At 61.4% G+C, this 23,367-nt stretch carries 25 protein-coding genes and 1 tRNA gene; 13 read left to right on the plus strand and 13 right to left on the minus strand.

Annotated elements, in window-relative coordinates; genetic code table 11:
- Window positions 1-16: 16 nt before the first annotated feature.
- Window positions 17-184, minus strand: coding sequence for a hypothetical protein (locus tag EN955_RS21770; protein WP_081714475.1), 168 nt, complete (start codon window positions 182-184; stop codon window positions 17-19).
- Between the two features lie 156 nt (window positions 185-340).
- Between EN955_RS21770 and EN955_RS21775 the strand changes: the two genes are divergently transcribed.
- The 5 genes from EN955_RS21775 (at window position 341) to EN955_RS21805 (ending at window position 4,215) form a co-directional block, all read left to right on the plus strand.
- Window positions 341-416: transfer RNA gene (locus EN955_RS21775), tRNA-Thr, on the plus strand.
- Between the two features lie 5 nt (window positions 417-421).
- Window positions 422-685: an outer membrane beta-barrel protein gene (locus EN955_RS21780; RefSeq protein ID WP_024505796.1), complete on the plus strand. Its 264-nt coding sequence runs from the start codon at window positions 422-424 to the stop codon at window positions 683-685.
- A 269-nt stretch (window positions 686-954) separates the two neighbouring features.
- A complete protein-coding gene (locus EN955_RS21785) occupies window positions 955-1,335 on the plus strand; it encodes a hypothetical protein (RefSeq protein WP_081714474.1) in 381 nt (126 codons plus the stop codon).
- Between the two features lie 612 nt (window positions 1,336-1,947).
- The gene (locus EN955_RS21790; protein WP_063168079.1) at window positions 1,948-2,655 is read left to right on the plus strand and encodes a Crp/Fnr family transcriptional regulator; all 708 of its coding nucleotides are present in this window, start codon (window positions 1,948-1,950) and stop codon (window positions 2,653-2,655) included.
- Between the two features lie 1,260 nt (window positions 2,656-3,915).
- Window positions 3,916-4,215 carry a DUF1236 domain-containing protein gene (locus tag EN955_RS21805; RefSeq protein ID WP_013531386.1) on the plus strand — a complete coding sequence of 100 codons (300 nt, stop codon included), beginning with the start codon at window positions 3,916-3,918 and terminating at the stop codon, window positions 4,213-4,215.
- A 366-nt stretch (window positions 4,216-4,581) separates the two neighbouring features.
- Here EN955_RS21805 and EN955_RS21815 read toward each other — a convergent pair whose 3' ends face one another.
- Entirely contained in the window at window positions 4,582-5,151 is a 570-nt protein-coding gene (locus EN955_RS21815; RefSeq protein WP_024503902.1) for a DUF2569 family protein, read from the minus strand.
- A 126-nt stretch (window positions 5,152-5,277) separates the two neighbouring features.
- Window positions 5,278-5,892, minus strand: coding sequence for a TetR/AcrR family transcriptional regulator (locus tag EN955_RS21820; protein WP_024503901.1), 615 nt, complete (start codon window positions 5,890-5,892; stop codon window positions 5,278-5,280).
- Window positions 5,893-5,983: 91 nt separating this feature from the next.
- On the opposite strand from EN955_RS21820, the gene EN955_RS21825 reads away from it, so the two are divergent.
- Genes EN955_RS21825 through EN955_RS21845 form a run of 5 tightly spaced genes read left to right on the plus strand, consistent with a single transcriptional unit; the run spans window position 5,984 to window position 10,603 of the window.
- Entirely contained in the window at window positions 5,984-7,063 is a 1,080-nt protein-coding gene (locus tag EN955_RS21825; RefSeq protein WP_024503900.1) for a spermidine/putrescine ABC transporter substrate-binding protein, read from the plus strand.
- Between the two features lie 13 nt (window positions 7,064-7,076).
- The gene (locus tag EN955_RS21830; RefSeq protein ID WP_024503899.1) at window positions 7,077-7,979 is read left to right on the plus strand and encodes an ABC transporter permease; all 903 of its coding nucleotides are present in this window, start codon (window positions 7,077-7,079) and stop codon (window positions 7,977-7,979) included.
- A 1-nt stretch (window position 7,980) separates the two neighbouring features.
- The gene (locus EN955_RS21835) at window positions 7,981-8,763 is read left to right on the plus strand and encodes an ABC transporter permease (RefSeq protein WP_024503898.1); all 783 of its coding nucleotides are present in this window, start codon (window positions 7,981-7,983) and stop codon (window positions 8,761-8,763) included.
- Window positions 8,760-9,824, plus strand: coding sequence for an ABC transporter ATP-binding protein (locus EN955_RS21840; protein ID WP_024503897.1), 1,065 nt, complete (start codon window positions 8,760-8,762; stop codon window positions 9,822-9,824). The genes EN955_RS21835 and EN955_RS21840 overlap by 4 nt, the downstream gene beginning before the upstream one ends.
- 20 nt (window positions 9,825-9,844) lie before the next feature.
- A complete protein-coding gene (locus tag EN955_RS21845; protein WP_024503896.1) occupies window positions 9,845-10,603 on the plus strand; it encodes an MBL fold metallo-hydrolase in 759 nt (252 codons plus the stop codon).
- Between the two features lie 107 nt (window positions 10,604-10,710).
- Here the strand turns inward: EN955_RS21845 and EN955_RS21850 are convergent, their stop codons facing one another.
- The 3 genes from EN955_RS21850 to EN955_RS21860 all read right to left on the minus strand — a co-directional run bounded on the left by EN955_RS21850 (window position 10,711) and on the right by EN955_RS21860 (window position 14,099).
- Window positions 10,711-11,412 (minus strand): TetR/AcrR family transcriptional regulator, encoded by a 702-nt coding sequence (locus EN955_RS21850; protein WP_013531378.1) that lies wholly within the window; start codon window positions 11,410-11,412, stop codon window positions 10,711-10,713.
- Window positions 11,413-11,551: 139 nt separating this feature from the next.
- On the minus strand, window positions 11,552-12,979 hold the full coding sequence (locus EN955_RS21855) for an amidase (RefSeq protein WP_024503895.1): 1,428 nt from the start codon (window positions 12,977-12,979) through the stop codon (window positions 11,552-11,554).
- An 85-nt stretch (window positions 12,980-13,064) separates the two neighbouring features.
- A complete protein-coding gene (locus EN955_RS21860) occupies window positions 13,065-14,099 on the minus strand; it encodes an extracellular solute-binding protein (protein WP_024503894.1) in 1,035 nt (344 codons plus the stop codon).
- Here EN955_RS21860 and EN955_RS21865 point away from each other — a divergent pair.
- On the plus strand, window positions 14,071-14,349 hold the full coding sequence (locus EN955_RS21865; RefSeq protein ID WP_127218689.1) for a hypothetical protein: 279 nt from the start codon (window positions 14,071-14,073) through the stop codon (window positions 14,347-14,349). The genes EN955_RS21860 and EN955_RS21865 overlap by 29 nt on opposite strands.
- A 115-nt stretch (window positions 14,350-14,464) precedes the next feature.
- Here EN955_RS21865 and EN955_RS21870 read toward each other — a convergent pair whose 3' ends face one another.
- Window positions 14,465-15,436, minus strand: a complete 972-nt coding sequence (locus EN955_RS21870) for an NAD-dependent epimerase/dehydratase family protein (protein WP_013531375.1) — start codon at window positions 15,434-15,436, stop codon at window positions 14,465-14,467.
- Window positions 15,437-16,158: 722 nt separating this feature from the next.
- On the opposite strand from EN955_RS21870, the gene EN955_RS21875 reads away from it, so the two are divergent.
- Both EN955_RS21875 and EN955_RS21880 read left to right on the plus strand, forming a co-directional pair.
- Window positions 16,159-16,932 (plus strand): NAD kinase, encoded by a 774-nt coding sequence (locus EN955_RS21875; RefSeq protein ID WP_013531374.1) that lies wholly within the window; start codon window positions 16,159-16,161, stop codon window positions 16,930-16,932.
- A 198-nt stretch (window positions 16,933-17,130) separates the two neighbouring features.
- Window positions 17,131-18,726 carry a DEAD/DEAH box helicase gene (locus EN955_RS21880; RefSeq protein WP_024503893.1) on the plus strand — a complete coding sequence of 532 codons (1,596 nt, stop codon included), beginning with the start codon at window positions 17,131-17,133 and terminating at the stop codon, window positions 18,724-18,726.
- 71 nt (window positions 18,727-18,797) lie between these two features.
- Here the strand turns inward: EN955_RS21880 and EN955_RS21885 are convergent, their stop codons facing one another.
- The 6 genes from EN955_RS21885 to prfB form a co-directional block, all read right to left on the minus strand.
- Window positions 18,798-19,403, minus strand: a complete 606-nt coding sequence (locus tag EN955_RS21885; protein WP_024503892.1) for a hypothetical protein — start codon at window positions 19,401-19,403, stop codon at window positions 18,798-18,800.
- Window positions 19,404-19,644: 241 nt separating this feature from the next.
- On the minus strand, window positions 19,645-20,295 hold the full coding sequence (locus EN955_RS21890) for an OmpA family protein (protein WP_013531371.1): 651 nt from the start codon (window positions 20,293-20,295) through the stop codon (window positions 19,645-19,647).
- Window positions 20,296-20,470: 175 nt separating this feature from the next.
- Window positions 20,471-20,839, minus strand: coding sequence for a GFA family protein (locus EN955_RS21895; protein ID WP_024503891.1), 369 nt, complete (start codon window positions 20,837-20,839; stop codon window positions 20,471-20,473).
- 169 nt (window positions 20,840-21,008) lie between these two features.
- Window positions 21,009-21,386 carry a hypothetical protein gene (locus tag EN955_RS21900; RefSeq protein WP_013531369.1) on the minus strand — a complete coding sequence of 126 codons (378 nt, stop codon included), beginning with the start codon at window positions 21,384-21,386 and terminating at the stop codon, window positions 21,009-21,011.
- Between the two features lie 288 nt (window positions 21,387-21,674).
- Entirely contained in the window at window positions 21,675-22,094 is a 420-nt protein-coding gene (locus EN955_RS21905; protein ID WP_024503890.1) for a GFA family protein, read from the minus strand.
- A 77-nt stretch (window positions 22,095-22,171) separates the two neighbouring features.
- A protein-coding gene (gene prfB / locus EN955_RS21910; protein WP_013531367.1) for a peptide chain release factor 2 occupies window positions 22,172-23,303 on the minus strand; the annotation gives its coding sequence in 2 pieces (ribosomal slippage) (window positions 22,172-23,236 and window positions 23,238-23,303; 1,131 coding nt in all).
- Window positions 23,304-23,367 lie beyond the last annotated feature (64 nt).

Raw genomic sequence — 23,367 nt, forward strand, 5'->3', positions numbered from 1 at the left:
CTATTCCCCTATTCCCTCACCCCATCCCCGTGACATGGCGCAGCCAGAAAGCCAGCGCGATGAAACCGATGATGGTGGTGACGCCGTTCCAGTCGACATTGGCCTTCTTCACGTCGCTGATGATCTTCACCAGCAGCATCCAGGCCACGAAGATGATCGGGAGAATGATGACAAATCTGATCATGCGACACCCCTGCTCGAAGCGATTGCACCCTTCCCTAGATGTAGGAAGCAATCCGGCGGTTTTCAGGATGCCCTCGCCGACGGCCCATGCGGCATGCCGGGAAAAAACGGAGTTTTGTCTTTACTGGCGCAACAAATATGCTAACCGGAGCGCCGTGCCCTTGTAGCTCAGCTGGTAGAGCAGCGGTTTTGTAAACCGAAGGTCGGCGGTTCGATTCCGTCCGGGGGCACCAGAAACATGCCGTTCGTCACGGCTGGTGTAACCGCTGCAAAGCTGAAGACATTCTACCCGGGTGGAAACGCTGAGCGGGATGCCACCTTGGTCGGTGGTGTTGTTGGAGCAGGCATCGACGTCGCGCTCACACACAACGTGTTCTTGCGCGGCGAATACGACTTCTCCTTCTTCGGCAAGAAGTCGCTTGAATATTGTGGCGGCGGATGCACGCTGGAACACACGCTTCAGACGCACGATTTCCGCGTCGGCATCGCGATGAAGTTCTAACTGTTCAGCGCGTCTCCGACTTTGACGCCCTCCGCGGGAATGGCAAGACCAAGGTCCAGCTTGTGAACGGCATTCCGCGGGCGCAATGTCGCCACGAACCCGACGGCTAGGGGCCTGGATCGCAAATAGTTTGCCGTTCAGGCCCTTCGTTCGTTCGGGACCATGCCCATCTGCGCGCCACCCCTTCGTATCAAACCGTACGTTGAATCCTTCTTGGGTCACGCGTGACAAGAGAGTAAATAAATCCTTTCGCAGGAAGGGAGGCCGCGATGGCAGAAACGCATATAGAAGTCGCACGCGCGGTTATAGAAACCAGCTTTCGGTTGCGGCACCATTCCCTGGCCGGAACTGCCTCATTTCGCCGTGATATGGACCACTCCCGACGCGCAATCGAGGCCTCGCGCGAACTGCTCAAGCGCCTTCGCCAACGTCATCGCGATGACATGGCCCGGGAGGGAGATCCGGAGCCAGGTCCTGTTGCCGTCTCGGCCTTCGATGCCGACATTCTCCGCTCGGCGTTTCGAAACCTGGTCAGGGAAACAGGCGTTCCCGAGTGTGAATGGCGCCACCTGGCTGAAAGCTTGGTCCGCGAATATGTCGGGTGCGAGCAGGTTGACGTTGGCTTGTTGGACTGGATTACCCACAAGTAGTCAGCGGTATAAATTGCGTACCAACGCAAAACAGCCCGCCCCGCCCACATTGCCGGTGACACGAAACGGGCTGCGGAAGCCCGCATGCGATGCTTCCTGCAATCCAACTTTGGGCGAGTACGGATGTTCCGTTAGTTTCTGCTGAAAGGCGGTACATTCTGCTGCCGTGGCCATTCGACAGTCACTGGTAGGGTAGACCCGCCGCTCCATTTGCGAAGCGACGGGCTCTCGCCCACCCCATACCTGTGAAAGCAATTTAGATGCCAAACTTTTGACCCGTTATGGGGCACAGCCGTCGCCTTGCCAGTCGGTCCTACCAGTGCCCTCTCGTCGCTCTGCCTCGACATTGATAACCATGTACATCATGCCGGCTCGTTGGCTGCGATCACAAATTGTCGGATTCGTACGAAGCAGAGTTCTGTACGATTCCAACCCTTTAACTTTGTACACCCCTGTTTTGTAATTCGGCGGCTGAGGGGACGCCGCGCATCAGGTCGCATTTCACTGTCAATCGCGCGCCAGAGGGCGTATATTTTTTAAATCGTCTGCACGTGTCTACGGGCGCAGACGGCAGGGAGATTGGAAAGCTCTTGCCCCAAGCGGGATTGAGCTATGACCAATCCAGAGAACGATTCCTACAGAAACCAATTGTTGCGCAGGCTTGACCCTGGTGACCTGGGGCTTTTGCAGCCACACCTTGAACTGTGTGACCTCGAGCCGAAAATGACCTTGGAGAAAGCCGATTCGGAGATCGAGACGGTGTACTTCCTGGAGGACGGCATCGCTTCTGTGGTCGCGACGGCTTCAGGTAAGGAAGCCGAGGTAGGCCTTGTCGGCTTTGAGGGAATGACCGGTGCCGCGCTCGTGATGGGCGCTGACTATGCAGCGCATCAATGTTACGTTCAGTCGGCCGGCAGCGCTTTCAGGATGGGAACCGAGCCCTTCAAGGAGGCTCTTGCGAACAGCCCAACGTTGCGCCTTTTCCTGTTGCGCTATGTCCACTACTTCCACATCCAGACCAGCTATACGGCCCTGATCAACGCAAAATCAAACCTTGAAGAGCGGTTGGCGCGCTGGCTTTTAATGTGTGACGATCGGGTCCACGGCGAGCGCCTTGCGATCACCCATGAGTTTCTCGCCGTCATGCTTGGAGCAAGACGCCCAGGCGTTACCGTTGGGCTGCAAGTGCTGGAAGGACGTGGTTTCATCTATTCTCGACGTGGCGAAGTGCACATCAGGGACCGCAGCGGACTTGCGGCCTGCGCAAACGGCACCTACGGCAAGCCAGAAGCCGATTACGTTCGGCTAGTTGGATTATAGCGCTCCAAGCATGCCGGACGTAGGCCGCGGTGATCCAAGCACCTGCGCCTCGCGCCAGCAATACAGCCCGTCCCGCCCACATTGCCGGTGACACGAAACGGCTGCGGAAGCCGCGATCCGATGCGATTGCAATCCAACCCTGGGCGCGCACGGATGTCCCGCAAGCTTCATATCCCGTGCGTCAGCACAAGATAAATAGCGGGGACGAGCATCAACCAGCCGCTCAGTCCAAGAACCACCAAGATGGCCATGCGCTCTGTTCGCCTGACAAGGTCGGCAATGTTTTCTCTGTCCGGCAAAGCGACGGAGGCCACAAACCCGGGCGCACGATCATCGTTGCCATTTCCCGGTTGGTTCGCGCTGCCACTCTCATTCGATCTGTGGACCAATGTCATTGTCATCGTTCACCGAAAAGAATCTGAACCGGCCCGTTCTCGGCGCGTGAGCCGGAACGGGCCGAGGCGGGAAATCAGTTAAAATCGAAGGACGACCGAAGGACCACGTCGGCGGTAGCACCGGACGCGACGGCGACCATGCCGCCAATAACTGCGGCAAACCCGTCTCCAGCCCCGCCGGCGGCGGTGGGGACGGTAGTGCCAGTCCCGATGGTAGACTTGCTGCACTTCTGCCTGTGCGTCTTCTTCAAAGGTCTCTGTTTGTGGCGTCTCAAGTTCATCGAGGATGCCGTGTCCGGCCCCTGGAACACCCGCCATTGCGTCAGTTGGGCGGACAGCGCTTGCAAGGGCCGCTGCCCCGGCAACGCCAAACATTGCAGTCAAGAAGGATCGCCGATCCATAATAAACCTCCCAAGGTACATGTGCTAGAAATGCGCCCACGCCTGCCGAATGAGCATGCATGGGCGCACGGTGAAATACAGGACCCGCCAGCCGCCGAAGCAGCTCACGGGTCCTATCAGCGCAGGAAGGGACGTAGCTGCGCCGATCCACGCCATGTCAGCCAAGAACGACCCCCATCACCAGGAAGGTGATGGCTGTTGCGAAAATCGGTGCGAGCAACCATCGCGCCTGGCCGACACTTTTTTCCACTGTTTCTCTCCGAATTGGAGAGACAACAACCTTTAGGCCTAAGCCGTTCCGCCTACTCCCAACGGGTAAGACCATTGCGTTTTCCAACCAGACTTTGGTCCTGCGCAGATTCAGACAGAGGCCCGTATGAGGAACGTTTGGCCTGGCGACGTGTTCGGGTGGCTGGCGCCCAGCCGATCGTGCTGCCGCCAGGTTACAAGAGGAGAAAAACAAATGAGGATGCACCTAAGCAGCGCCGCTGCGGCGCTCTTGCTGTTGGCCAGCGTCGGCGCGGTTGCGGCACAGGATGTGGTTATCACACCGGAACAGGACACCGTCGTGCGCGAATACGTGAAGAAGCAACCCTTGGCTTCTGTGAAGCTTCCGGGGGTGGAGTTGAATGTCGGCACGGCTCTGCCAGACACGGTCGAACTCCACGAGGTTCCCAACGTCAAATACCGCTACACGGTGGTCGACAACCGAACGGTTTTGGTGGACCCGAGCACACGCAAGATTGTGAAAGTCTACGACTGAAACTTCGAACCGGCCAGGCCCGCCGGCAGGGATGCCGGCGGGTTGCGCTCGTCAAATCGCCACTCAATCGGACAAATGAAAATGATGAACCCTGAAGTCGAGACGTCGCAAGCGCTCGTGGCGCGCCTGGTTGATCTCCAGGCGAGAGCGCGGGCAGCACGTATAAATGAGGCCGAAATAAAGACCTTCCAAAAGGTCGCAGCCGTCACGGATGATGGTCGAGGTCGGTCGGCTCAGGATCTGGCCGTTCCAGGTTCGATGGCGACATAGTGGTGCACGAGGTCACACCCCAATCGCCGCCACAAGAATTCGGTTCTGCCCGCGGATCGCCGCGCGCAGTTCCAACATTCCAAGTTGTGCCTTCTTCTACGACGCGCCAGCAACCTGGGTGGATGACCCAACCCTGGTGAAGGTGTTCCGCACCCTGACGGACTTGTAGACGTAGGCGACCCAGAGCCCTATCAGCACAAACGAGACTATGTACGTCGCAAGCGCCTCGCCAGTGACCACTTTCCGAACCGAAACCCCGATCGCGGTGGAGACCCAGATCGCGTCCAGTATGACCGCCACCGGGATTGCGAGCCATTGGATGAGAAACAACGGCTTGAACCGAAGGCTCCGCCTCAGCATGGCAACGAGCACCACAAGCTGAAACACCATGAATGCCAGCAGCAGGGCAACCTCGCCATAGACCACCATGGGTCCATTCGGCACCAGCATGAGCTGGTTGTAGCCATCGCTGGAGGCCCCCAATTCGGCGAGTGTGCGCAGCGGTGACAATGCCTGACCGATAGCCAGCAGCATCAGCCAGCCGCCGAAGCCCACAAGAGCCTCAGGATTCTGCGACGGCTTCGCGGCCGATCGAACAGCAAAGAAAACAGGCACGCCGATCGACAGCAGCATGATCGCCCAATGCCAGATGGAAAACGCCCCCATTTACGCCTCCCCTTTTTATGCTCCCTTAAGTTGTACCAGGTTTTAAATTCAACTCAAGAGGCGAGCGCTGGTGTGAAATGACAATATGCCGAACCGACGATTTTCTCCTGTCTGCTCCTGACTCCCTCACACCCCGATCGCCGCCACCAAAATCCGGTTCTGCCTCCGTATCGCTGCGCGCAGCTCCGGTATCCTCGCCGCGTCGCGTTTCACGAACTCGATGAACATCATGTTCATGTTGTTGAAGATCAGTTCGCCGAGCGCCGCCCCGTCGATGTCCTGGCGCACCAGGCCGAGCGCCTGCAGCCGGGCGATCAGGGCGCGGATCTGTTCGGTCAGCGCGCGGTCGAGCGCGGTGTAGGCCTGGCCGAACGGGCTGTCGGGCAGTTGCGTCGAGATCGCCATTGCCTGCCGCCACATCTCCTTGCTGAGATAGTGCAGCGAGTGCTCGATGTAGATGCCGATCAGCGTATCCAGCGCATCGCCGACATTGGCCGGCGGCCTGGCGACGACGCCCTGCCCGGCATTCAGCACCTCATTGACCTCCAGCGAGACGATGGCGCCGAGGATGTCGCCCTTGTTCTCATAGTAGTTGTAGATGGTGCCGACCGAGACCTCGGCCTGCGTGGCGATCGCCTCTATCTTGGCGCCCTCATAGCCGGCCTCTCGAAACAGTTCCGCCGCCGCTTCGATGATGCGCCTGTGCCGGTCCGCCTTTTGCCTTGCCCGCAATCCGCTCATTCCAGCCTCTTGCCACAAAAACAGAATTGACTCAATTTTAGAATTGGTTCAATTTTTTGCAAGAAGCCACAAAGGCAAGGGAGAACACTCGATGTCCGCTAAAGCCAGCAATCCGCTTTCCGTCCTGAAGACCCATTTGCTCGCTGCTGCCGCAGCCGCGGCGCTGCTGCTTGCGACCGGCGCGCATGCCGCCGACCTCAACGCGCTGATCTGGTGCGACCATGCCGATCCGGCGCTGCTGCAGCCCTTCGAGGAGGCCAATAACGTCAAGGTCAACGTCAAGGAGTTCGAGGGCACCGGCGCCGGGCTTGCCATCGTCGAACAGTCGCAGCCGGGCGACTGGGACGTGATGGTGATCGATTCGATCGACGTGCCGCGCGGCGTCGAAAAAGGCCTGTTCGAGCCGCTGCCGGAAGACAAGCTGCCGCTGGCCGACCTGTTTGCGCAGGTGAAGATGGACGGCTCCACCATGGTCGGCGGCAAGCGCTACGGCATCACCGAAAAGTTCGGCTACAACACGATCGGCTACAACAAGACCAAGGTCGATCCGGCCGACATGCAGTCGATGGCGGCCCTGACCGGCGACAAGTACAAGGGCAAGGTCGCCATCTACGACTACTACCTGCCGGTCATCGGCATGGCCGCACTGGCGATCGGCAAGAAGACGGCCGATCTCACCGAAGCCGACCTGCCCGCCCTCAAGGACGAGCTCTTGAAGATGAAAGCCAATGCCAAGCTGGTCGGCGAAGTGACCGCCAGCCAGACGGCGCTGGCGACGGGCGAGGTCGACATACTGGTCGGCGGCGGCGAATGGGTGACGGCGGGCCTGGCCAAGGAAAACCCGGCGCTGGACTTCTCCATCCCGAAAGAAGGTGCGGTTCTGTGGTCGCAGTCGCTGGCCATGTTCAAGGATTCCAAGAACAAGGACATGGCGCTGAAGTTCATCCAGTACATTATGAGCCCGGAGGGCCAGGCGCGGCTTGCCACCTCCTCCTGCTACTGGGGCATGCCGGCCAACACCAAGGCAGCACTGACCGACGACCAGAAGAAGGTGCTGCGCTTCGACGAACAGCCGGGCTTCCTGACGCGTGCCCAGGCCTATCCGGCGCCGAACGCCGATCTCGACAAGAAGATGCAGGACATGTGGACCGAAATGCTGCAGGCGAAATGAGCCGATAGCGCTCATGAGCTCGGCTGGAAACAACCCCTTGCCCCGGGCGGGCCGTACCCTGCCCCGGGCGAGCTCTGCTCTGCCCCGGGCGAGCTCTGCTCTGCCCTGGGCGCTGGTCACGCCGGCGCTCGGCTGGACGCTGCTGTTCTTCGTGCTGCCGTTCATTGCCATGGGGTTTTCCAGCCTGACGGCGCATGAGGGCGGCGGCTTCACGCTGTCCAACTACAGCCAGTTCTTCACCAACCCTTCCTACTGGCAGGCGATGGTGAACTCGCTTGAGGTGACCGCGATCGTCACCGTAGTATCGGTGCTGCTCGCCTATCCCTTCGCCTGGATCCTCGCCGAACAGGTGCCGGAGCGCTGGCAGCGGCTGGCGCTGATGCTGGCGGTGCTGCCGTTCTGGACCTCCTATGTCGTGCGCTCCTATTCCTGGCTGCTGGTGCTGGCGCAGAACGGCGTCGTAAACCGGGCGCTGACCGGCTCCGGCCTCATCAGCGAGCCTATGCATCTCGCCAACACGCGTTTCGCCACCATCACCGGCTTCGTGCACTTCTTCGTCATGTTGTTGACGCTGACGATCTTCGCCAATCTCAAGCAGCTCAGCCCGAGCTACCGCAAGGCGGCCGCCGATCTCGGCGCCGGGCCGGTGCGAACCTTCCTGCATGTCGTGCTGCCGCTGACCTTGCCCGGCATCATGGTCGGCGCCTTCCTCACTTTCGTGCTGTGCATCGGCGACTACATCACGCCGCAGATCCTGGGCGGCAACAACGAGCTGCTGATGCCGCAGCTGGTGATGATGCAGATCGGCCGGCGCGGCGACTTTCCGCTGGCCTCGGCGCTGTCGATCATCCTGATGGCGGTGGTCACCATCGCCTATCTCGCCTGCGCCCGCTGGCTGAAGATCGAGCGGGCCTGAGATGCGCAGGATTGTCCGCATCGCCTCCTGGCTCTACGCGCTTGCCGTCTACGGCTTCATCTTCCTGCCCGTGATCGTGCTGGTGCTGTTTTCGCTGCAGGCGACGTCGTTCCCGATCCCGCCTTTCACCGGCCCGTCGCTGCGCTGGTACGACGCAGTGCTCTCGGACCCACGGCTGACGTCGGCGTTGGTCAATTCGCTGCTGGTCGCGTCCATCTCGTCGCTCGCCGCCGTGACGCTCGGCTTCCTTTCCGCCTGGGGCTTTGCCCGCTTCGTCCTGCCCGGCTCCGGCCTGCTGCGCGGGCTGATCACCCTGCCGCTGACGGTCAGCTATCTCATCATCGGCATGGGGCTGCTGGTGCTGTTCAACTGGGCCGGCGTACCGAAATCCTTGCTTGCCGCCGGCATCGGCCATGTCGTGATCAATCTGCCGCTGTGCTTTGCCATCATCTACAGCCAGATGGGCGACCACCAGATCAACATCGAGCGCGCCGCGCGCGACCTCGGCGCGCCGGAATGGAAGGTGCTGCTGTTGATCACCGCGCCGGTCATGGCGCCGGCCATCTTCGCCGGCTTCTTCCTGTCGATGACCTTCTCCTGGGACGAATTCGTGATCTCCTTCCTGCTCACCCGCTTCGACACCACGCTGCCGGTCGAGATCTGGAACCTGCTGCGTTCCGGCCTCAATCCCAAGACCAATGCCGTCGGCTCGCTGGTCTTCGCCGTCTCCATCGTGCTGGTGGTGTTTTTTGAACTGACATTGCTTCGGAGAAAGCCCGCATGAGCGCGCCCCTCGTCGACATCAGCAGTGTCTCGCATCGCTTCGGCCAGCACACCGTGCTGAAGGATGTCTCGCTGCAGATCGAGCCCGGCAGCTACACGATCCTGCTCGGGCCGTCCGGCTCCGGCAAGACGACGCTCTTGTCCATTCTGGGCGGCTTCGTCACCCCCAGCGAAGGCAAGGTGTTCATCCGTGGCGAGGATTGCACGTCGGTGCCGCCGGCCAAGCGGCCGACGACGACGGTGTTCCAGGACTATGCGCTGTTCCCACATATGAGCGTCGGCAGCAATGTCGGCTTCGGCCTGCGCATGCAGGGCGTCGACGGCGCGACACGCGCCGCAAAGGCGCGCGAGGCGCTGGCGCTGGTCGGTCTCGCCTCTGCATTCGACAAAAAGCCGCATCAGCTCTCCGGCGGCCAACGGCAGCGCGTGGCGCTGGCGCGGGCGCTGGTGATCGAGCCGGCGGTGCTGTTGCTCGACGAGCCGCTCGGCGCCCTCGACCTCAAACTTCGCCGGCAGATGCAGGATGAATTGAAGGCGATCCAGAAGCGCGTCGGCACCGCCTTTATCCATGTCACGCACGACCAGGAAGAGGCGATGGCGCTGGCCGACCATTGCGTGGTGATGAATGACGGGCGCATCGAGGACGAAGGTCCGCCAGAGCGCGTCTACGCACGGCCGGCGACGCGTTTTTCGGCGACCTTCATGGGCGAAAGCACGATCCTCGCCGGCACGGTCACGGAGGCCAGCGACAGGACAAGCACCGTCGCGACGCCGGTCGGGCCGGTCTCGCTGCCCGGCGCCTTGCCGGTCGGCTCTACCGTTGCGCTGGCCATACGCCCGGAGCATCTTGTCCTCGGCGAGGCGCGCGGCGGTGTCAGGCTCGGCACGGCCGAGGTGAGCGACGTGGTTTTCCAGGGCAGCTTCAAGCGCGTGCTCGCCGTTTCCGTCGAGGACCCTTCGCTCCACTTCATCGCCAAATTGCCCGCGACGGCGACCGTCCAGCCGGGCGACAGGGTCGCGATTTCCTGCGATACCGACCAGATCATCCTGCTGACGGACTGAACTTTCTGACGGATTGAAACATGGCAACGCTTGCGGTCATCGAGGCACCAGACTGGTACGAGACCATCCGCATGAGCGATGGCGTGACCTTGATCCACGAGCCTTGGATAAAACCGTTCTTCCGCTGCAATATGTGGCATGTGCGCGGCCGCGATCGTGACCTTCTGTTCGACACCGGGCTTGGCCATTTCAGCCTCAGGCGTCACGTGCCGTTGGTCAGCGAGCGCAAGCTGATTTGCGTCGCCAGCCACACGCATTTCGATCATATAGGCTGCCACCACGAATTTCCCGAACGGTGCGTGCACGCCGCCGAGGCCGGGATCCTCGCCGATCCGCGTAACGAGTGGACGGCAGCCGGCACCTATGCGACCGACGAAATGTTCGATTGCCAGCCGCAAGGCTGGAACACGGCGCGCTACGGCATTCTGCCCGCACCGGCCGGCCGTTTGCTCGAGCATGGGGACGTCGTCGATCTCGGCGATCGTGCCTTCGAGGTGATCCACACGCCCGGCCATTCGCCCGGCGGCATCGCGCTCTATGAAAACAGGACGGGCATCCTGTTATCAGGCGATATCATCTATGACGGCCCGCTGATCGACGATGTCTACCACTCGGACATCCCCGATTACATGGCGACGCTCTTGCGTATGCGCGACCTCGATGTCTCGGTCGTGCATGGCGGCCATTTCCCGAGTTTCGGCAAAGTGCGCTACCGCCAGCTCGTCGACGAGTATCTGGAACAGAAGCGGCAGGCCGGCTGCCATCTGCGGCAGCCCTGAAAGCGGTCAGAGCGGTTCACCGCTTCACGGAAACGGCGAACCACTCCAACTCCTTGTTTGGCGCAATTCCGGACGGAAAACCGTTTCACACTTTTCCTGGAATTGCTCTAGCGCATCAATTCGAAATGCCGCGGAAACGCTTGATGCAGCAGGAGCAGCATGGTCTTGCGCAGCACGTTGGTGTCACGGCTGGACGGATTGAGATGATCCCAATACCAGGCGCCATGGACCAGATAATTCAGGCTCTCCGACAGCGTGTCGATGTCGACGCCGGTGTAACCGCCGCTGCGCGAAATCTCGATCAGCAACTCGCGCGCTTCGGCGGTGTAGGCAAGATCGCTCGGCAGGCCGATCTCATTGTAGATCTGCATGCTCTTGCGGTCGCTGGAGAACACGACAAAGACCGAAACCCATTTCGGGTGCTGGCGGGCAAAACGTTGCGCGCAATCGACCGCGCCCAGGGCCCGCTCAACCGGCGACAGGCCGGGCGCTCGCACCAGCGTCACCCACAGCTCATCGTATCGATCGCTGAGATACTGCAGGACGGCGCGAAACAGGTTCTCCTTGCTGCGGAAATGGAAGACGACCAGGGCATTGGACGAGCCGACATGTTCGGCGATGCGCTGCATGGTGACGCTTGCCAGCCCCTCCTCCGCGATGAGCTCGATGGTGGCGTCGATGATCCGCTGCACGCTGGCTTCGCCGCGTTCGCGCCGACGGTCCTTGGGCGGCGCGGCATCGTTTGCGGCACGTCCATTCTTCGCCGTTGCGCCTTTGCGTTTTGCCGCCGCAGCTTTTTGTTGCGCCATCTTCGTCCAGCTCCTTTCGGACCTTCTGCCGGCGATCGCCGGCTCCGCCACGGATCCGTCTATTCGAGGTGTCCGGCGCGGCTCACCATAACCGAAACCGCAGATCAATCACGATCGCGGCAAGGGCCGCATCGCCCTGTTATAGCGACGGGCGCGTTTCGGCGTTTGTGTACCACTGCCCCTTGGCCGTCTCATAGGCCACGGCCGCCCGGAAGACATCGGCATCGCAATAGGTGCGGCCGACGATCTGGATGCCTGTCGGCACGCCGCTTGCCGCCCGGCCCGACGGCACGGATAGAACCGGACAGCGGCTCATCATGTTGAACGGCGTCGTCATCACCCAGCCAAGCGACGGGTTCACCTGCTTGCCGTTGATCTCGACCGTGCCCGTTGTCTGATCGAACTCCGCCGGCACGGCGGGAAGCGCGTTGGTCGGGCAGATCAGCACATCGTAGGTCTCCAGCAGCGGCCCCAGCGTCTGGTACATCCTGGCCGCCACTTCCAGTGTTCCGACAAAGTCCGTCGCCTTCGACCTTTGCCCGTCCTCGGCGAACTGCCTGGCATAGCTCGTCATGTCCTTGCCGTGCTCCTTGAGCAGTTGCGACAGTGAGGCGCCGAACAGATGTTCGAGATAGGCCATGCCCGCCTTGAGCACGTCGTCGCCCCAGCCCAGATCGACTTCCTCGACCGTGGCGCCAAGCGAGCGAAACACATCGCAGGCGGCAAGCGTGTTCTTGCGCACATCGGGGTCCACTTCGAAAGAACCGAGGTTCATCGAGAAAGCAATCTTCCAGCCCTTGATCGGCTTGTAGTCGCTGGGCAGGCGCAGTTTGGGGCGGAGCGTGGCGATGTCGAGCGGGCTCGGTCCGGCCATCACGTTCTGCAGCAGGATCGCATCCCCGACGTTTCGCGCCAAAGGTCCGGTGTGGCAGTAGAAATCGAGGTTGAACGGCGGCTCGTCCGGATTGCGCCCGTAAGGCGGCTTGAAGCCGACAAGACCGCAGGCCGACGCGGGAATTCGGATCGACCCGGCAATGTCCGAGCCGGTGGCGATCGACGACGTGCCGGACGCCAGCGTCGCCGCGGCACCGCCGGACGAACCGCCGGGCGTGAATTCCGGGTTCCACGGATTGCGCGTCACGCCCCAGCGTTTCGACCAGGTGTAGCCGGCGCAGCTGAATTCAGGCGTCGCCGTGCGGGCATGGACAATGCCTCCGGCCTTGATGATGCGCTCGTTCATCGTCGAGGTATGGCCACCGATGGCATCCCGGGACAGCAGCGAGCCGTGCGAGGTCGGCTTGTCCTTGATGTAGCTCTCGTCCTTGATGCCGATCGGCAGTCCCTCGAGCGCCCCGGTACGGGCCCCCCTGGCGTATTTCGCCTCGGCTTTCCTGGCCAGGTCCATCGCCTCGTCGAAATGCGTGAAGGTGAGGCAGTTGATCGTCGGCTTGGTGGCTTCGGCGCGGCGGATGGTGGCCTGCATCAGTTCGACGGGCGAAAGCTTCTTTGCCTTGAACAGCCGCAGCGCCTCGCTGGCCGGCATGTAGCAAAGGTCGAGATCGGTCATGGGAAGTCTCCTGCGATCTGCGCATCGCGTTGCATGGACGGAGATGACCGCGCCGCGTGCAGCGGCGCGGGAAAGCCTGGTCAGGTCATTTCTGCAGGTCGGTCCAGATCTTCGTGTAGAGCGCCTGCACGTCGGGCGGGCATGCCTGCATGAACTGGCCCTTGGCGGCGAAATCGGCGGGAATGTTGACTTCCGGCGCGGTCTTCATGTCGTCGGGCATGAAGGCTTCCGAGCCCTTGATACCGTTCGAATAACGCGCAAAGGCTGAGATCAGTGCCGCATTCTGCGGATCCATGATGAAATTCTGGAACAGCTTGGCGTTGTCGACGTTTTTGGCGTCTTTGAGGACAGCGACATTGTCCATCCAGATCGGATAGCCTTCCTTGGGATAGCCATAGACGATCTTGTCGTTCTCAAGCCGCTCGCGCAGCGATATGCCGTTCCAGTTGACGCCCGCGGCGATGTCGCCCCTGCCCAGGCCATCGACGGCCGCATAGTCGAGCGAAAGCCATTTCGCCTTGGCCTCCACCAGCTTGTCATGCACCTTCTTCAGCATCTGCATGTCGCTGCTGCAATATTTGCCACCCTCGTAAGCGATGGCGAGAAACATGATGTCACCCATTTCGGGTACGACATTGATCTTGCCGACGAGTTCGGGGGGTGGGTCGAGGAAGATCGCCGATGTGTTGGGGTCGCCGGCATAAACCGACTTGTTCACCGAAATGCCGGTCGTTCCCCACTGCCATGGAACGGTATATTTGCGGCCTGGATCGAATGGAACATCGACCCACCTGGGATCGACGTTCTTGAAGTTCTCCATCTTGTTGGGATCGGTCTCCAAGAGCAGACCTTCGCTGATCCAGACCGGCACGACGCTCGCCGAGGGCACGACGATGTCATAGCCGGAGGCGCCCTGCCGGACCTTGGCCAGGGCGGTATCGTTGGAATCATAGTCGGTGACGGTGACCTTGACCTTGTAGGTCTCCTCGAACTTCTTGATCAGCTCGGGACTGGTGTAGTTGCCCCAATTGTAGATGTTGAGTTCGCCGTCGGCATGGGCAACGCCCGTGACAGTCAGCAGCGACAGGCCGATGGCCGTCGCGGTCAGTTTCCAGTTCATGCTGTATGCTCCCATTGTTGGGACCGGCGGCGTTACGGCCTCAGGTCCGTTTCCTGCTGACGAAAAGATGGCGGCGACAATGCCGATCGACGGCACGAGAACGGCCGTCGGCATCGCATTTGCGGCATGCGGCGCACCGGCAACGGCAAGCCGCATCGCAGTCGAGATATTCCCCTCTTCATGGTGGCCATTCACCGGCTGGCGCCGGCTGTCCAACTCAATTCGCGACCTCAGGAGTAACTATGACTAAACATGCAGTCAATATCTTTATGCGGATACGGCCAGGGCTCGCCGATGGGTGCGCCCGATGCGGTGGTGACCAAGTGGGCAGCCAGGAAAGAGCTTTGGCCGCGACGCCGGGCGCGTCAGGCCGTTGGGGCCGCAACGGTTCCGGCCGCAATTCGCTGACGGAACCAATCGAAGGTGCGCCCGATGCCTTCCTGATAGCCCGTCCTGGCTTCCCAGCCAGGAAGGACATGCCTCGCCGACGTCAGGTCCGGACGCCGATTTGTCGGATCCTGGGGAGCCGGAGGGTGGTGCTCGATGCGGCTGCCGGGGACAAGCGACCTGACGAATTCCGCGATGCGCAGGACGGAAACCTCGTGATCGTTGCCGATGTTCAGAGGGCCGCGATGCGAGATGCCGTCGCGCCAGAAGTAACGTTCCAGCCCCTCGACGATGTCGTCGACATAACCCCAACTGCGCGATTGGGACCCGTCGCCATAGACCGTCAGCACCCCGGTTGTCAGAGCCTGGATGGCAAAGTTCGAAACGGCGCGTCCATCGTCGATGCGGGTTCGCGGCCCATATGTGTTGAAAATCCTGACGACGCGAATGTCGAGCCCGACAACCCGCTGCTGTTCGAACAGCAATGCCTCGGTGCAGCGCTTGCTTTCATCATAAGAGGCCCTGGGACCGGTGCAGTCCACCGATCCCCTGTAACTCTCGGGTTGGGGTGAAACCAGGGGGTCGCCATAGACTTCCGAGGTCGAGGCGAAGCAGAAACGGCCGCCGGGCTTGAGCAGCGTCAGAAGATTGAGCGCGCCGCCGATGTTGGCCTTGATCGTGCGTACCGGCTCGCGCATGTACCAAAGCGGCGAAGCCGGCGACGCGAGATGGATGATCTCATCGAAGCGTTGAAGGGATGAAAAGCTTTCGGCATCGGCAATCTGCAGATCGAAACGCGGATCGGCGACATGTGCGACGTTGTCTCGCGTCCCGGTCCAAAGATTGTCGACGACGATCAGCTTTTCCAGATCGCTTCGCCGCAACAGACGGTCGACCAGATGTGAGCCGAGGAAGCCGCAGCCACCAGAAATCAACACGCTGCGCGACATGGAACCCCCTGCTCCAGACACCCGGCCAGTCAACGAGCCGCAGGGCTTGTTTCCCAACAACGGCGGATACGAGGCTACCCAAAAACCTTTCCGCCAATCGGTGCACCCATCTACACCGCCAAGCGCCGCGAGTGCAAACAGCAAGCTTTCACGAGTGGAACGTGCGGCAGCCGACCGGCCTCTGCTTTTAAGGAGAGAAACTGCCGCGCGATGTCGCGCACCGAAGCGGCCGCCAATGCCGCCGGTCGTCCGAAAGGATGATCAGGTTACAGCGCTACAGCGCCCTTTGCGGGCATGGCGCTCCGGCTGCGTCACCACAGCGCGACGCCGTGGGCTGCGGTCGGAAGCTCGTCTCTTCGGACTGGCGCACCAGTTCGGCAAAGAGCAGCGCGAAGCTTCCCAGCATCAGAAAGACAATGATCAGGCGTGTTACCGGCAATATGTCGGCCTCGACTGGCTAGCCCCCACGCCACCCATCCACTGCCGGCTAACATGACCGATCCGGCTTTACGAGACTTTAAGGCCGGTCTTAACCATCACATTCGCGTAGCCTTTGACATGATACGCGAACGCATGTCCGCATCCGCCGTCCCGCGGTCGCCTCGCCATCCCGGAATGGCATTGCCATCCGGGATGGCGGCTCCGTTTGCAGACCTACCCCGCCCATGCTACCCCGAAATTGGCGCGGCCCTGCCGCTGCCACCGGTCGTCATCGGGGAGCCATGAGCAAAGCCGCCAGCCACATCGCCTTCGTCTCGTCCGACACCGCTGACGCCAAGACGGCGCTGGAAAGCCTGTCGGCGCGCTATGGCCAGTCTTCCGTCGAGGAGGCCGAGATCGTCGTTGCCCTTGGGGGTGACGGCTTCCTGCTGCAGACCCTGCGCGACACGATGGGGACCGGCAAGAAGGTCTACGGCATGAACCGTGGCACCATCGGCTTCCTGATGAACGAGTATCGTTCCGGTGGCCTGACCGAGCGTCTCGAAGCCGCCGTCGCCGAAACCATCCGCCCGCTGGAGATGCTGGCCGTGACCTCGGAAGGCGAAACGATTTCGGCACTGGCTATCAACGAGGTGGCGCTGTGGCGTCAATCGTACCAGACGGCCAAGATCCGCATCACCGTCGACGAACAGGTCCGGCTTGAGGAACTGAACTGCGACGGCGTCATGATCGCAACCCCGGCCGGGTCCACCGCCTACAATCTTTCGGCGCACGGGCCGATCCTGCCGCTCGACGCGCCGCTGCTGGCGCTGACCCCGGTCAGCCCGTTTCGCCCGCGCCGCTGGCGCGGCGCGCTGCTCTCCAACAAAGCGACGGTGCGCTTCGACATCCGCGAGCCGGAAAAGCGGCCGGTGAACGCCGCCGCCGACCATACCGAGGTCAAGGCGGTGACCTCGGTGACGGTGCGAGAATCACCCACGGCGACAGCAACGTTGCTGTTCGATCCCAATCATTCCTGGAACGAGCGTATTCTCGCCGAACAGTTCCGCTATTGAGCCGGCTCTGCGACCGACAGGTCGATTAAGCATCCCGATTAAGGTTACAACTTCACAATCGTGCCATTGCTGCCCGTTTCTGTTGACAAATCGAGGGCTTGCTCCTAATTGCAATACCGATCTTGCAGGCGCGTGGCGCTTGCCGCGACGCCATTAGACGCCGTTGCGCTTCCCCGAACCAGCCAAAGACAACAACACTTGTCCTCAGACACCACGACCGCTCAAGAAGCGTTGACCTTCGCAGACCTCGGCCTGTCGCCGAAGGTCCTTTCCGCAGTCACCGACGCCGGCTACACCCAGCCGACGCCGATCCAGGCTGGTGCGATCCCGCACGCCTTGCTCGGCAAGGATATTTTGGGCATCGCCCAGACCGGCACTGGCAAGACGGCTTCCTTCGTGCTGCCGATGCTGACCCGCCTCGAAAACGGCCGGGCCCGCGCCCGTATGCCGCGCACGCTGATCCTGGAGCCGACGCGCGAACTCGCCGCGCAGGTCGAAGAGAATTTCATCCGATATGGCAAGAACCACAAGCTCAACATCGCGCTCCTGATCGGCGGTGTCTCATTCGACGAACAGAACAAGAAGCTGGAGCGCGGCGTCGACGTGCTGATCGCGACGCCCGGCCGCCTGCTCGATCACCGCGAGCGCGGCAAGCTGTTGCTCAATGGCGTCGAGATCCTCGTCATCGACGAAGCCGACCGCATGCTCGACATGGGCTTCATTCCCGACATCGAGCGCATCTGCGAGATGATCCCGTTCACCAGGCAGACGCTGTTCTTCTCGGCGACGATGCCGCCGGAAATCACCAAGCTGACCGAGAAATTCCTGCATGCGCCGGTGCGCGTCGAGGTCTCGAAGGCCGCGTCCGCCGCCACCAACATCACCCAGCGGCTGGTCAAATCAGGCTCCAAGCCGTGGGACAAGCGCGAGACGCTGCGCAACCTGATCAAGGCCGAAGATGCCGAACTGAAGAACGCCATCATCTTCTGCAACCGCAAGGTCGAAGTGTCGGAACTGTTCCGCTCGCTGCTGAAGTATGATTTCGACGCCGGTGCGCTGCATGGCGACATGGACCAGCGCGCGCGCATGCAGATGCTGGCCAATTTCCGCGACGGCAAGCTGCGCTACCTCGTCGCTTCCGACGTCGCCGCGCGCGGCTTGGACATCCCCGACGTCAGCCATGTCTTCAACTATGACGTGCCGATCCATGCCGAGGATTATGTCCACCGTATCGGCCGTACCGGCCGCGCCGGACGCTCCGGAAAATCCTTCACCATCGCGACCAAGTCGGACACCAAATACATCGACGCCATCGAGCGGCTGATCGGCAATAAGATCGAATGGCATGATGGCGACTTGTCGACGGTGGTTGCCAGCGAAGGCGGCGAGGACGATGCTCCGCGCCGTGGCAAGGGCGCACCGCGCCGCGCCGGCCGCAAGGACGACGACCGCAGCAGGGAAAAGGGCGGCGAGCGCAAACCGCGCGAACGCCACGCCAAGCGCAGCGAAGACACGGCACCGGAAACAGTCCGCGAGGACCAGCCGGTGGCCGAGGTCGCAGCGGCAGCCGCCGACGTCGGCGAACGGCGCTCGCGCAAGGAAGCGATCCGTTCGGAAAACACCGAGCGCAAATCGTCCGATCGCAACGAACAGCGCGCACCGGAACGCGGCGATACCCGGCCGCAGCGAGACAACAGCCGCCCTGCCCGCCAACGTCACCAGGAAGACAACGATTCCACCGTTGGCTTCGGCGATGACATGCCGGCCTTCATGCGGATCGTCGCCAAGGTCTGATCCCGACCGCTTCGAAGGCAAGCCAGCCATCCGGCTTGCCTTCTCGGTAGAGCTCCAGCCTGGTTCGCCCGTTACATCGGCCCAGGCATCATCTTGGTCGGTTTTTCCAGCATCGGAAACTCGGCCTTCGAGCATTTCACGTTCGGGTTCGTCGGACTGAACATGCCGTTCGGATTGTCCCCGAGCCAGGCATGAAGGTCATAGTGGACGAACTCCTTCGGGATGAGAGGGTAGTGCCCCTCCATCGGCCCCATGAAGGTTTGGCCAAACAGCTTCGGAGGCTCCTTTATGTCCGGCGTCAGAGGCACCAGCCATTCCGCGCCCACCAGCCGCAAACCCTTCTTGGTCGGTTCATAGATCAGCACGTTGGGGTGCATCGGGTCGAGCTTCTGGCCGACACTCGGGACATTGACGAAGTGAATACCCATGGCGCCCTTCGGGTAATCCATCGCGCCCGCTATCTTTTCTCCGCTGTAGTAGACGCAGCCGACCGTCGACAGATAGAGGTCGCGGACGGCAGCGGTGTAATCCTCATATTTGGCGAGCGACTTTTTCAAGGCTTCGATGTCGGCCTTGTTGGGGTCCTCGGCCCGAGCCGAAGCAACGTTCAGCCACGCGCCTACCAAACCTGTTAAAACGAGGACGCCACAGCGCCCAAGGCTGGCTGTTCTTGTCATGCATTCCTCCCAGATTTCTGATCTGGCCGTGCAAGACCGAGGCGGAAAAATGCTGATTGCGCGGCCGATTACACCGCCTCATCCCCGCTGGACTGCCATGATGCTATTCCTTTCCATGGCCGCCGGAAAGCTATATTTTAGCAATAACTAAATCTATACCGTACCCATCCAGAGCGCCGATGTCAGCTCAAACAAAAACGGCCCCGCATGAGGGCCGTTTCGCATCCGCTTGCCGGACGGATCAGGTGAGCGGCGACAGCTGGATCTCGACGCGGCGGTTCTGGGCCCGACCTTCGGCTGTGGCATTGGATGCGACCGGACGTGTCTTGCCGAAGCCTGTGACGGCGAAGCGCCGCTGATCCACGCCCTGACCGGACAGATAGTTCGCCACCGCCAAAGCACGACGCTGCGACAAATCGAAATTGTGCTGGTCGCCACCGGTCGAATCGGTGTGGCCGAACACGTCGACCGTGGTCTGCTTGAACTTCTTCAGCACCAGCGCGACGGAGTTCAGGACCTGGTAGAAGCCGGGCTTCACCGCATCCTGATCCGAGTTGAAGGTGATGTCGGACGGCATGTTGAGGATGATCTGGTCGCCGCTGCGGGTGACGCTGACACCGGTGCCCTCGAGCTGCCGGCGCAGTTCGGCCTCGTTCTGGTCCATCGTGGCGCCGATGGCGCCGCCGGCCAGCGCGCCGATGCCGGCGCCGATCAGTGCGTTGCGGCGGTCGTTGCCACCGGCAAGCAGGCCAAGGCTGGCACCCGCCAGGGCGCCAAGGCCGGCGCCGGCCGCCGTGTTGGAAATCTTCTGGTCGCCTGTATACGGATCGGTGGTGGTGCAGGCGCTCACGAGCACAGCCGTCGCCACGACGACGAGCACAGTCTTTTTCATAGGATGGTCCCTCTCCAAGTCACGCCTTGCGGTGGCGCCAAATCAGCCCTTCCCGCGACTTGTACCATGAATTGCGGCGAAAAGCGGAACGGCAAAAGCGCCGTTCACGGCTTTTCCCGAGAGACCAATACCCGGTGGTGGCGCCGCATCGCCGTGCCGGAATTGTTTGGATAAGCTACCAGAGGTTCTTGCCGTCTATGACAACCACTTCGACCTTGTCGAGATCGAAATCATCGAACAGCCGCGAGTTGACGCTGATCTTGGGATTGTCGAAATCCGGCTCGCCTGTCGACCAGTCCGGCGTTTCGGTAAAGGTGCCGCAGCCGCAGGTGGCGCAAAACCCGTGCTTTACGGTCTTCGACCCCCAACGATAGAAAGAGACGTTCTCCATCGGGCTGGTGAGCTTGAATTGCGAAGGCACGTAATAGGCCCAGAGCGAGCCGCGTTTCGAGCAGAAAGAACAGGTGCATTGCGTCACCGTCTGCGGTGCTTGCGAAACCTCGAACGTCGTCGCCTTGCAATGACAGCTTGCCTTGATGGTCATCAACGAACTCCTCCTGTCGCCGCCACCCTGTGCGGCAAAGGCAGCATAAAGAGGTGCTCCTGACAACTGTCTGTCAGCAAGCATCACCCGGCGCTACCGCGACAGGCTGGTCTCAGCAAGCCCGTCCCGTCACACGCGCTCAGGCGGACTTCGGAATGCGTTCCTATCGTCAATAAGAGCGCGGCGGCACGAACAGGCAGATTGTCCTGCCGGCGTCGAGCCCCCCCTGGTGCGCGCACCAATGGAACTCGCCGTCCGGGCTGTCCTTGACACGCTTGTCGGTCATTGGAACGACCTCACCCGTTCCGGCGATGACATAGCCCTCGGGTTTCTCCAGCACTTCGCCTGTATGGGTCGTGCGACAATCATAGTTGGCGCAGCATGCGAACGGATAACTCCAGCCTTGTGGCTTTGCCGCCGTGGGCGTGGCGTCATGCGCGAAGGCAGGTGCCGTCAGCATTGCCATCGCGCCGATCGCGAACAGGGAAAACAAAAGTCGGCCAGCCGGTTGAACGGCATTGGCCGATCTGAGTGTGGCAGCAGACATGGAAACGTTCCTTTCAAACGAGCATCAAGCGTTTCGCTTGCCCGTTCCCGGAACGTATCTTCCCAGTGGCCGGATCGTCGGGTCGCAGATATGCCGCGTCCGGCCATAAATGCTTTTTCTCTCCCAGCCCTTGGATGCTGGGCTGATTCCTTGGTCGGCGCAAGAACATGCATTCCCGACATCGTTCTACAGACGTCAGGCATCCGCTACCGCCGACGAGATGAGGCCAAGGTCAATTCCCGGCAAACGGGCGTCGAATAAACGGGATTGGCCCGCTGTGGTTCCAGCCTATTGCTGGTCGGAGCCGGCAATCACGTGCTCTTGATACTGCGGCAGGTCATCGGTGATGGTGAACCAGCCCGCCTTCGAACCGACGAAGATGTGCTCGGTTGGACGAATGGATGGGTCGTCGACGAGCGTTCCCATGGCGACATGGACGTAGGCGCCGTCGCGCACGAGCGAATAAAGCAAGGAGCCGCACTGGCAGCAATGCGCGTTGTGGCCGCTTTGGTCGCCGAAGATCAGGAGTTTGTCCTCGCCTTCGGTGAGGAGAAACTTTTCACGCTCGATACCGGCGAAAGGCTTGAATGCCGAACCGGTGGTGCGCCGGCAGTCCGAACAATGGCAATTCGCGGCATAGAGGAATTCGTCGGCCACCTCGTAGTGAACCGCGCCGCAAAAGCATTTTCCGGTGAGCTTGCTCGGCACTCTCTCCTCCATTGCTGTGGTGCGCAGGGGTATGTTCAGATGAGGCCAGGCCAGCCTCACCTGAATATGGGCATATCCTAGTCCAGGTCCGCCACGGCTTCGCCGGCACCGCCTTCGATGCGCTGCGACAACGAGGCTTCCATGAAATCGTCGAGGTCGCCATCGAGCACGCTCGACGGGCTGGTGCTCTCGACGCCGGTGCGGAGATCCTTCACCAACTGATAGGGCTGCAGCACATAGGAGCGGATCTGGTGGCCCCAGCCGATATCGCTCTTCGATGCTTCGGTGGCGTTTGCAACCGCCTCGCGCTTCTTCAGCTCTTCCTCGTAAAGGCGCGAGCGCAGCATCTCCCAGGCCTTGGCCTTGTTCTTGTGCTGCGAACGTTCGGCCTGGCAGGCGACCGCGATGCCAGTGGCCAGATGCGTGATGCGCACCGCCGAATCGGTGGTGTTGACGTGCTGGCCGCCCGAGCCGGACGAGCGATAAGTATCGATGCGGACGTCGGATTCGGAGACGTCGATCTCGATCGTGTCGTCGATGACCGGGTAGACCCAGACGCTGGCGAAGGACGTATGCCGGCGCGCATTGCTGTCATAGGGCGAAATACGCACCAGGCGATGAACGCCCGATTCCGTCTTCATCCAGCCATAGGCGTTGTGGCCTTTGATCATCAACGTGGCGGACTTGATGCCGGCCTCTTCGCCGTCATGCATTTCCAGCACTTCGACTTTGAAACGGCGCCGCTCGGCCCAGCGCGTGTACATGCGCAGCAGCATCGAGGCCCAGTCCTGGCTTTCGGTGCCGCCGGCACCGGCATGGATTTCGAGATAGGTGTCGTTGGAGTCTGCTTCACCCGACAGCAGCGTCTCGACCTGGCGGGCCTTCGCTTCGCCTTGCATCGAGCGGATCGCGGCTTCCGCCTCGGCGATCACGCCCTCATCGCGCTCTTCCTCGCCGAGTTCGATCAGGCCGATATTGTCTTCCAGCGCCTGCGTCAGACCTTTCACCGAGGCGATGCCTTCTTCGAGGCTCTGGCGTTCGCGCATCAGCTTTTGCGCTTCCAGCGGCTCGTTCCAGAGGCTGGCGTCCTCGGCGCGCACATTGAGGTATTCAAGCCGCTTTATGGCTTGATCCCAGTCAAAGATGCCTCCTCAGCAGGGTTATCGCCTGCCTGATCTCGTCGACAATATTCTGCGTTTCCGCGCGCATGGCTGGCTGTTCTGTCCTGTTTGCTGAAATCGGTCGGCGCGATACATAGGCACGCCGCCGCCGG

This window comes from Mesorhizobium sp. M7A.F.Ca.CA.001.04.2.1 (assembly GCF_003998485.1).
Classification (GTDB): domain Bacteria; phylum Pseudomonadota; class Alphaproteobacteria; order Rhizobiales; family Rhizobiaceae; genus Mesorhizobium; species Mesorhizobium ciceri.

Excerpts from the sequence above, each read along its gene's own strand:
- EN955_RS21770 (WP_081714475.1), bottom strand. The coding sequence starts at position 184 with ATGATCAGATTTGTCATCATTCTCCCGATCATCTTCGTGGCCTGGATG.
- EN955_RS21780 (WP_024505796.1), top strand. The coding sequence starts at position 422 with ATGCCGTTCGTCACGGCTGGTGTAACCGCTGCAAAGCTGAAGACATTC.
- EN955_RS21785 (WP_081714474.1), top strand. The coding sequence starts at position 955 with ATGGCAGAAACGCATATAGAAGTCGCACGCGCGGTTATAGAAACCAGC.
- EN955_RS21790 (WP_063168079.1), top strand. The coding sequence starts at position 1,948 with ATGACCAATCCAGAGAACGATTCCTACAGAAACCAATTGTTGCGCAGG.
- EN955_RS21805 (WP_013531386.1), top strand. The coding sequence starts at position 3,916 with ATGAGGATGCACCTAAGCAGCGCCGCTGCGGCGCTCTTGCTGTTGGCC.
- EN955_RS21815 (WP_024503902.1), bottom strand. The coding sequence starts at position 5,151 with ATGGGGGCGTTTTCCATCTGGCATTGGGCGATCATGCTGCTGTCGATC.
- EN955_RS21820 (WP_024503901.1), bottom strand. The coding sequence starts at position 5,892 with ATGAGCGGATTGCGGGCAAGGCAAAAGGCGGACCGGCACAGGCGCATC.
- EN955_RS21825 (WP_024503900.1), top strand. The coding sequence starts at position 5,984 with ATGTCCGCTAAAGCCAGCAATCCGCTTTCCGTCCTGAAGACCCATTTG.
- EN955_RS21830 (WP_024503899.1), top strand. The coding sequence starts at position 7,077 with ATGAGCTCGGCTGGAAACAACCCCTTGCCCCGGGCGGGCCGTACCCTG.
- EN955_RS21835 (WP_024503898.1), top strand. The coding sequence starts at position 7,981 with ATGCGCAGGATTGTCCGCATCGCCTCCTGGCTCTACGCGCTTGCCGTC.
- EN955_RS21840 (WP_024503897.1), top strand. The coding sequence starts at position 8,760 with ATGAGCGCGCCCCTCGTCGACATCAGCAGTGTCTCGCATCGCTTCGGC.
- EN955_RS21845 (WP_024503896.1), top strand. The coding sequence starts at position 9,845 with ATGGCAACGCTTGCGGTCATCGAGGCACCAGACTGGTACGAGACCATC.
- EN955_RS21850 (WP_013531378.1), bottom strand. The coding sequence starts at position 11,412 with ATGGCGCAACAAAAAGCTGCGGCGGCAAAACGCAAAGGCGCAACGGCG.
- EN955_RS21855 (WP_024503895.1), bottom strand. The coding sequence starts at position 12,979 with ATGACCGATCTCGACCTTTGCTACATGCCGGCCAGCGAGGCGCTGCGG.
- EN955_RS21865 (WP_127218689.1), top strand. The coding sequence starts at position 14,071 with ATGGCCGTCGCGGTCAGTTTCCAGTTCATGCTGTATGCTCCCATTGTT.
- EN955_RS21860 (WP_024503894.1), bottom strand. The coding sequence starts at position 14,099 with ATGAACTGGAAACTGACCGCGACGGCCATCGGCCTGTCGCTGCTGACT.
- EN955_RS21870 (WP_013531375.1), bottom strand. The coding sequence starts at position 15,436 with ATGTCGCGCAGCGTGTTGATTTCTGGTGGCTGCGGCTTCCTCGGCTCA.
- EN955_RS21875 (WP_013531374.1), top strand. The coding sequence starts at position 16,159 with ATGAGCAAAGCCGCCAGCCACATCGCCTTCGTCTCGTCCGACACCGCT.
- EN955_RS21885 (WP_024503892.1), bottom strand. The coding sequence starts at position 19,403 with ATGACAAGAACAGCCAGCCTTGGGCGCTGTGGCGTCCTCGTTTTAACA.
- EN955_RS21890 (WP_013531371.1), bottom strand. The coding sequence starts at position 20,295 with ATGAAAAAGACTGTGCTCGTCGTCGTGGCGACGGCTGTGCTCGTGAGC.
- EN955_RS21895 (WP_024503891.1), bottom strand. The coding sequence starts at position 20,839 with ATGACCATCAAGGCAAGCTGTCATTGCAAGGCGACGACGTTCGAGGTT.
- EN955_RS21900 (WP_013531369.1), bottom strand. The coding sequence starts at position 21,386 with ATGTCTGCTGCCACACTCAGATCGGCCAATGCCGTTCAACCGGCTGGC.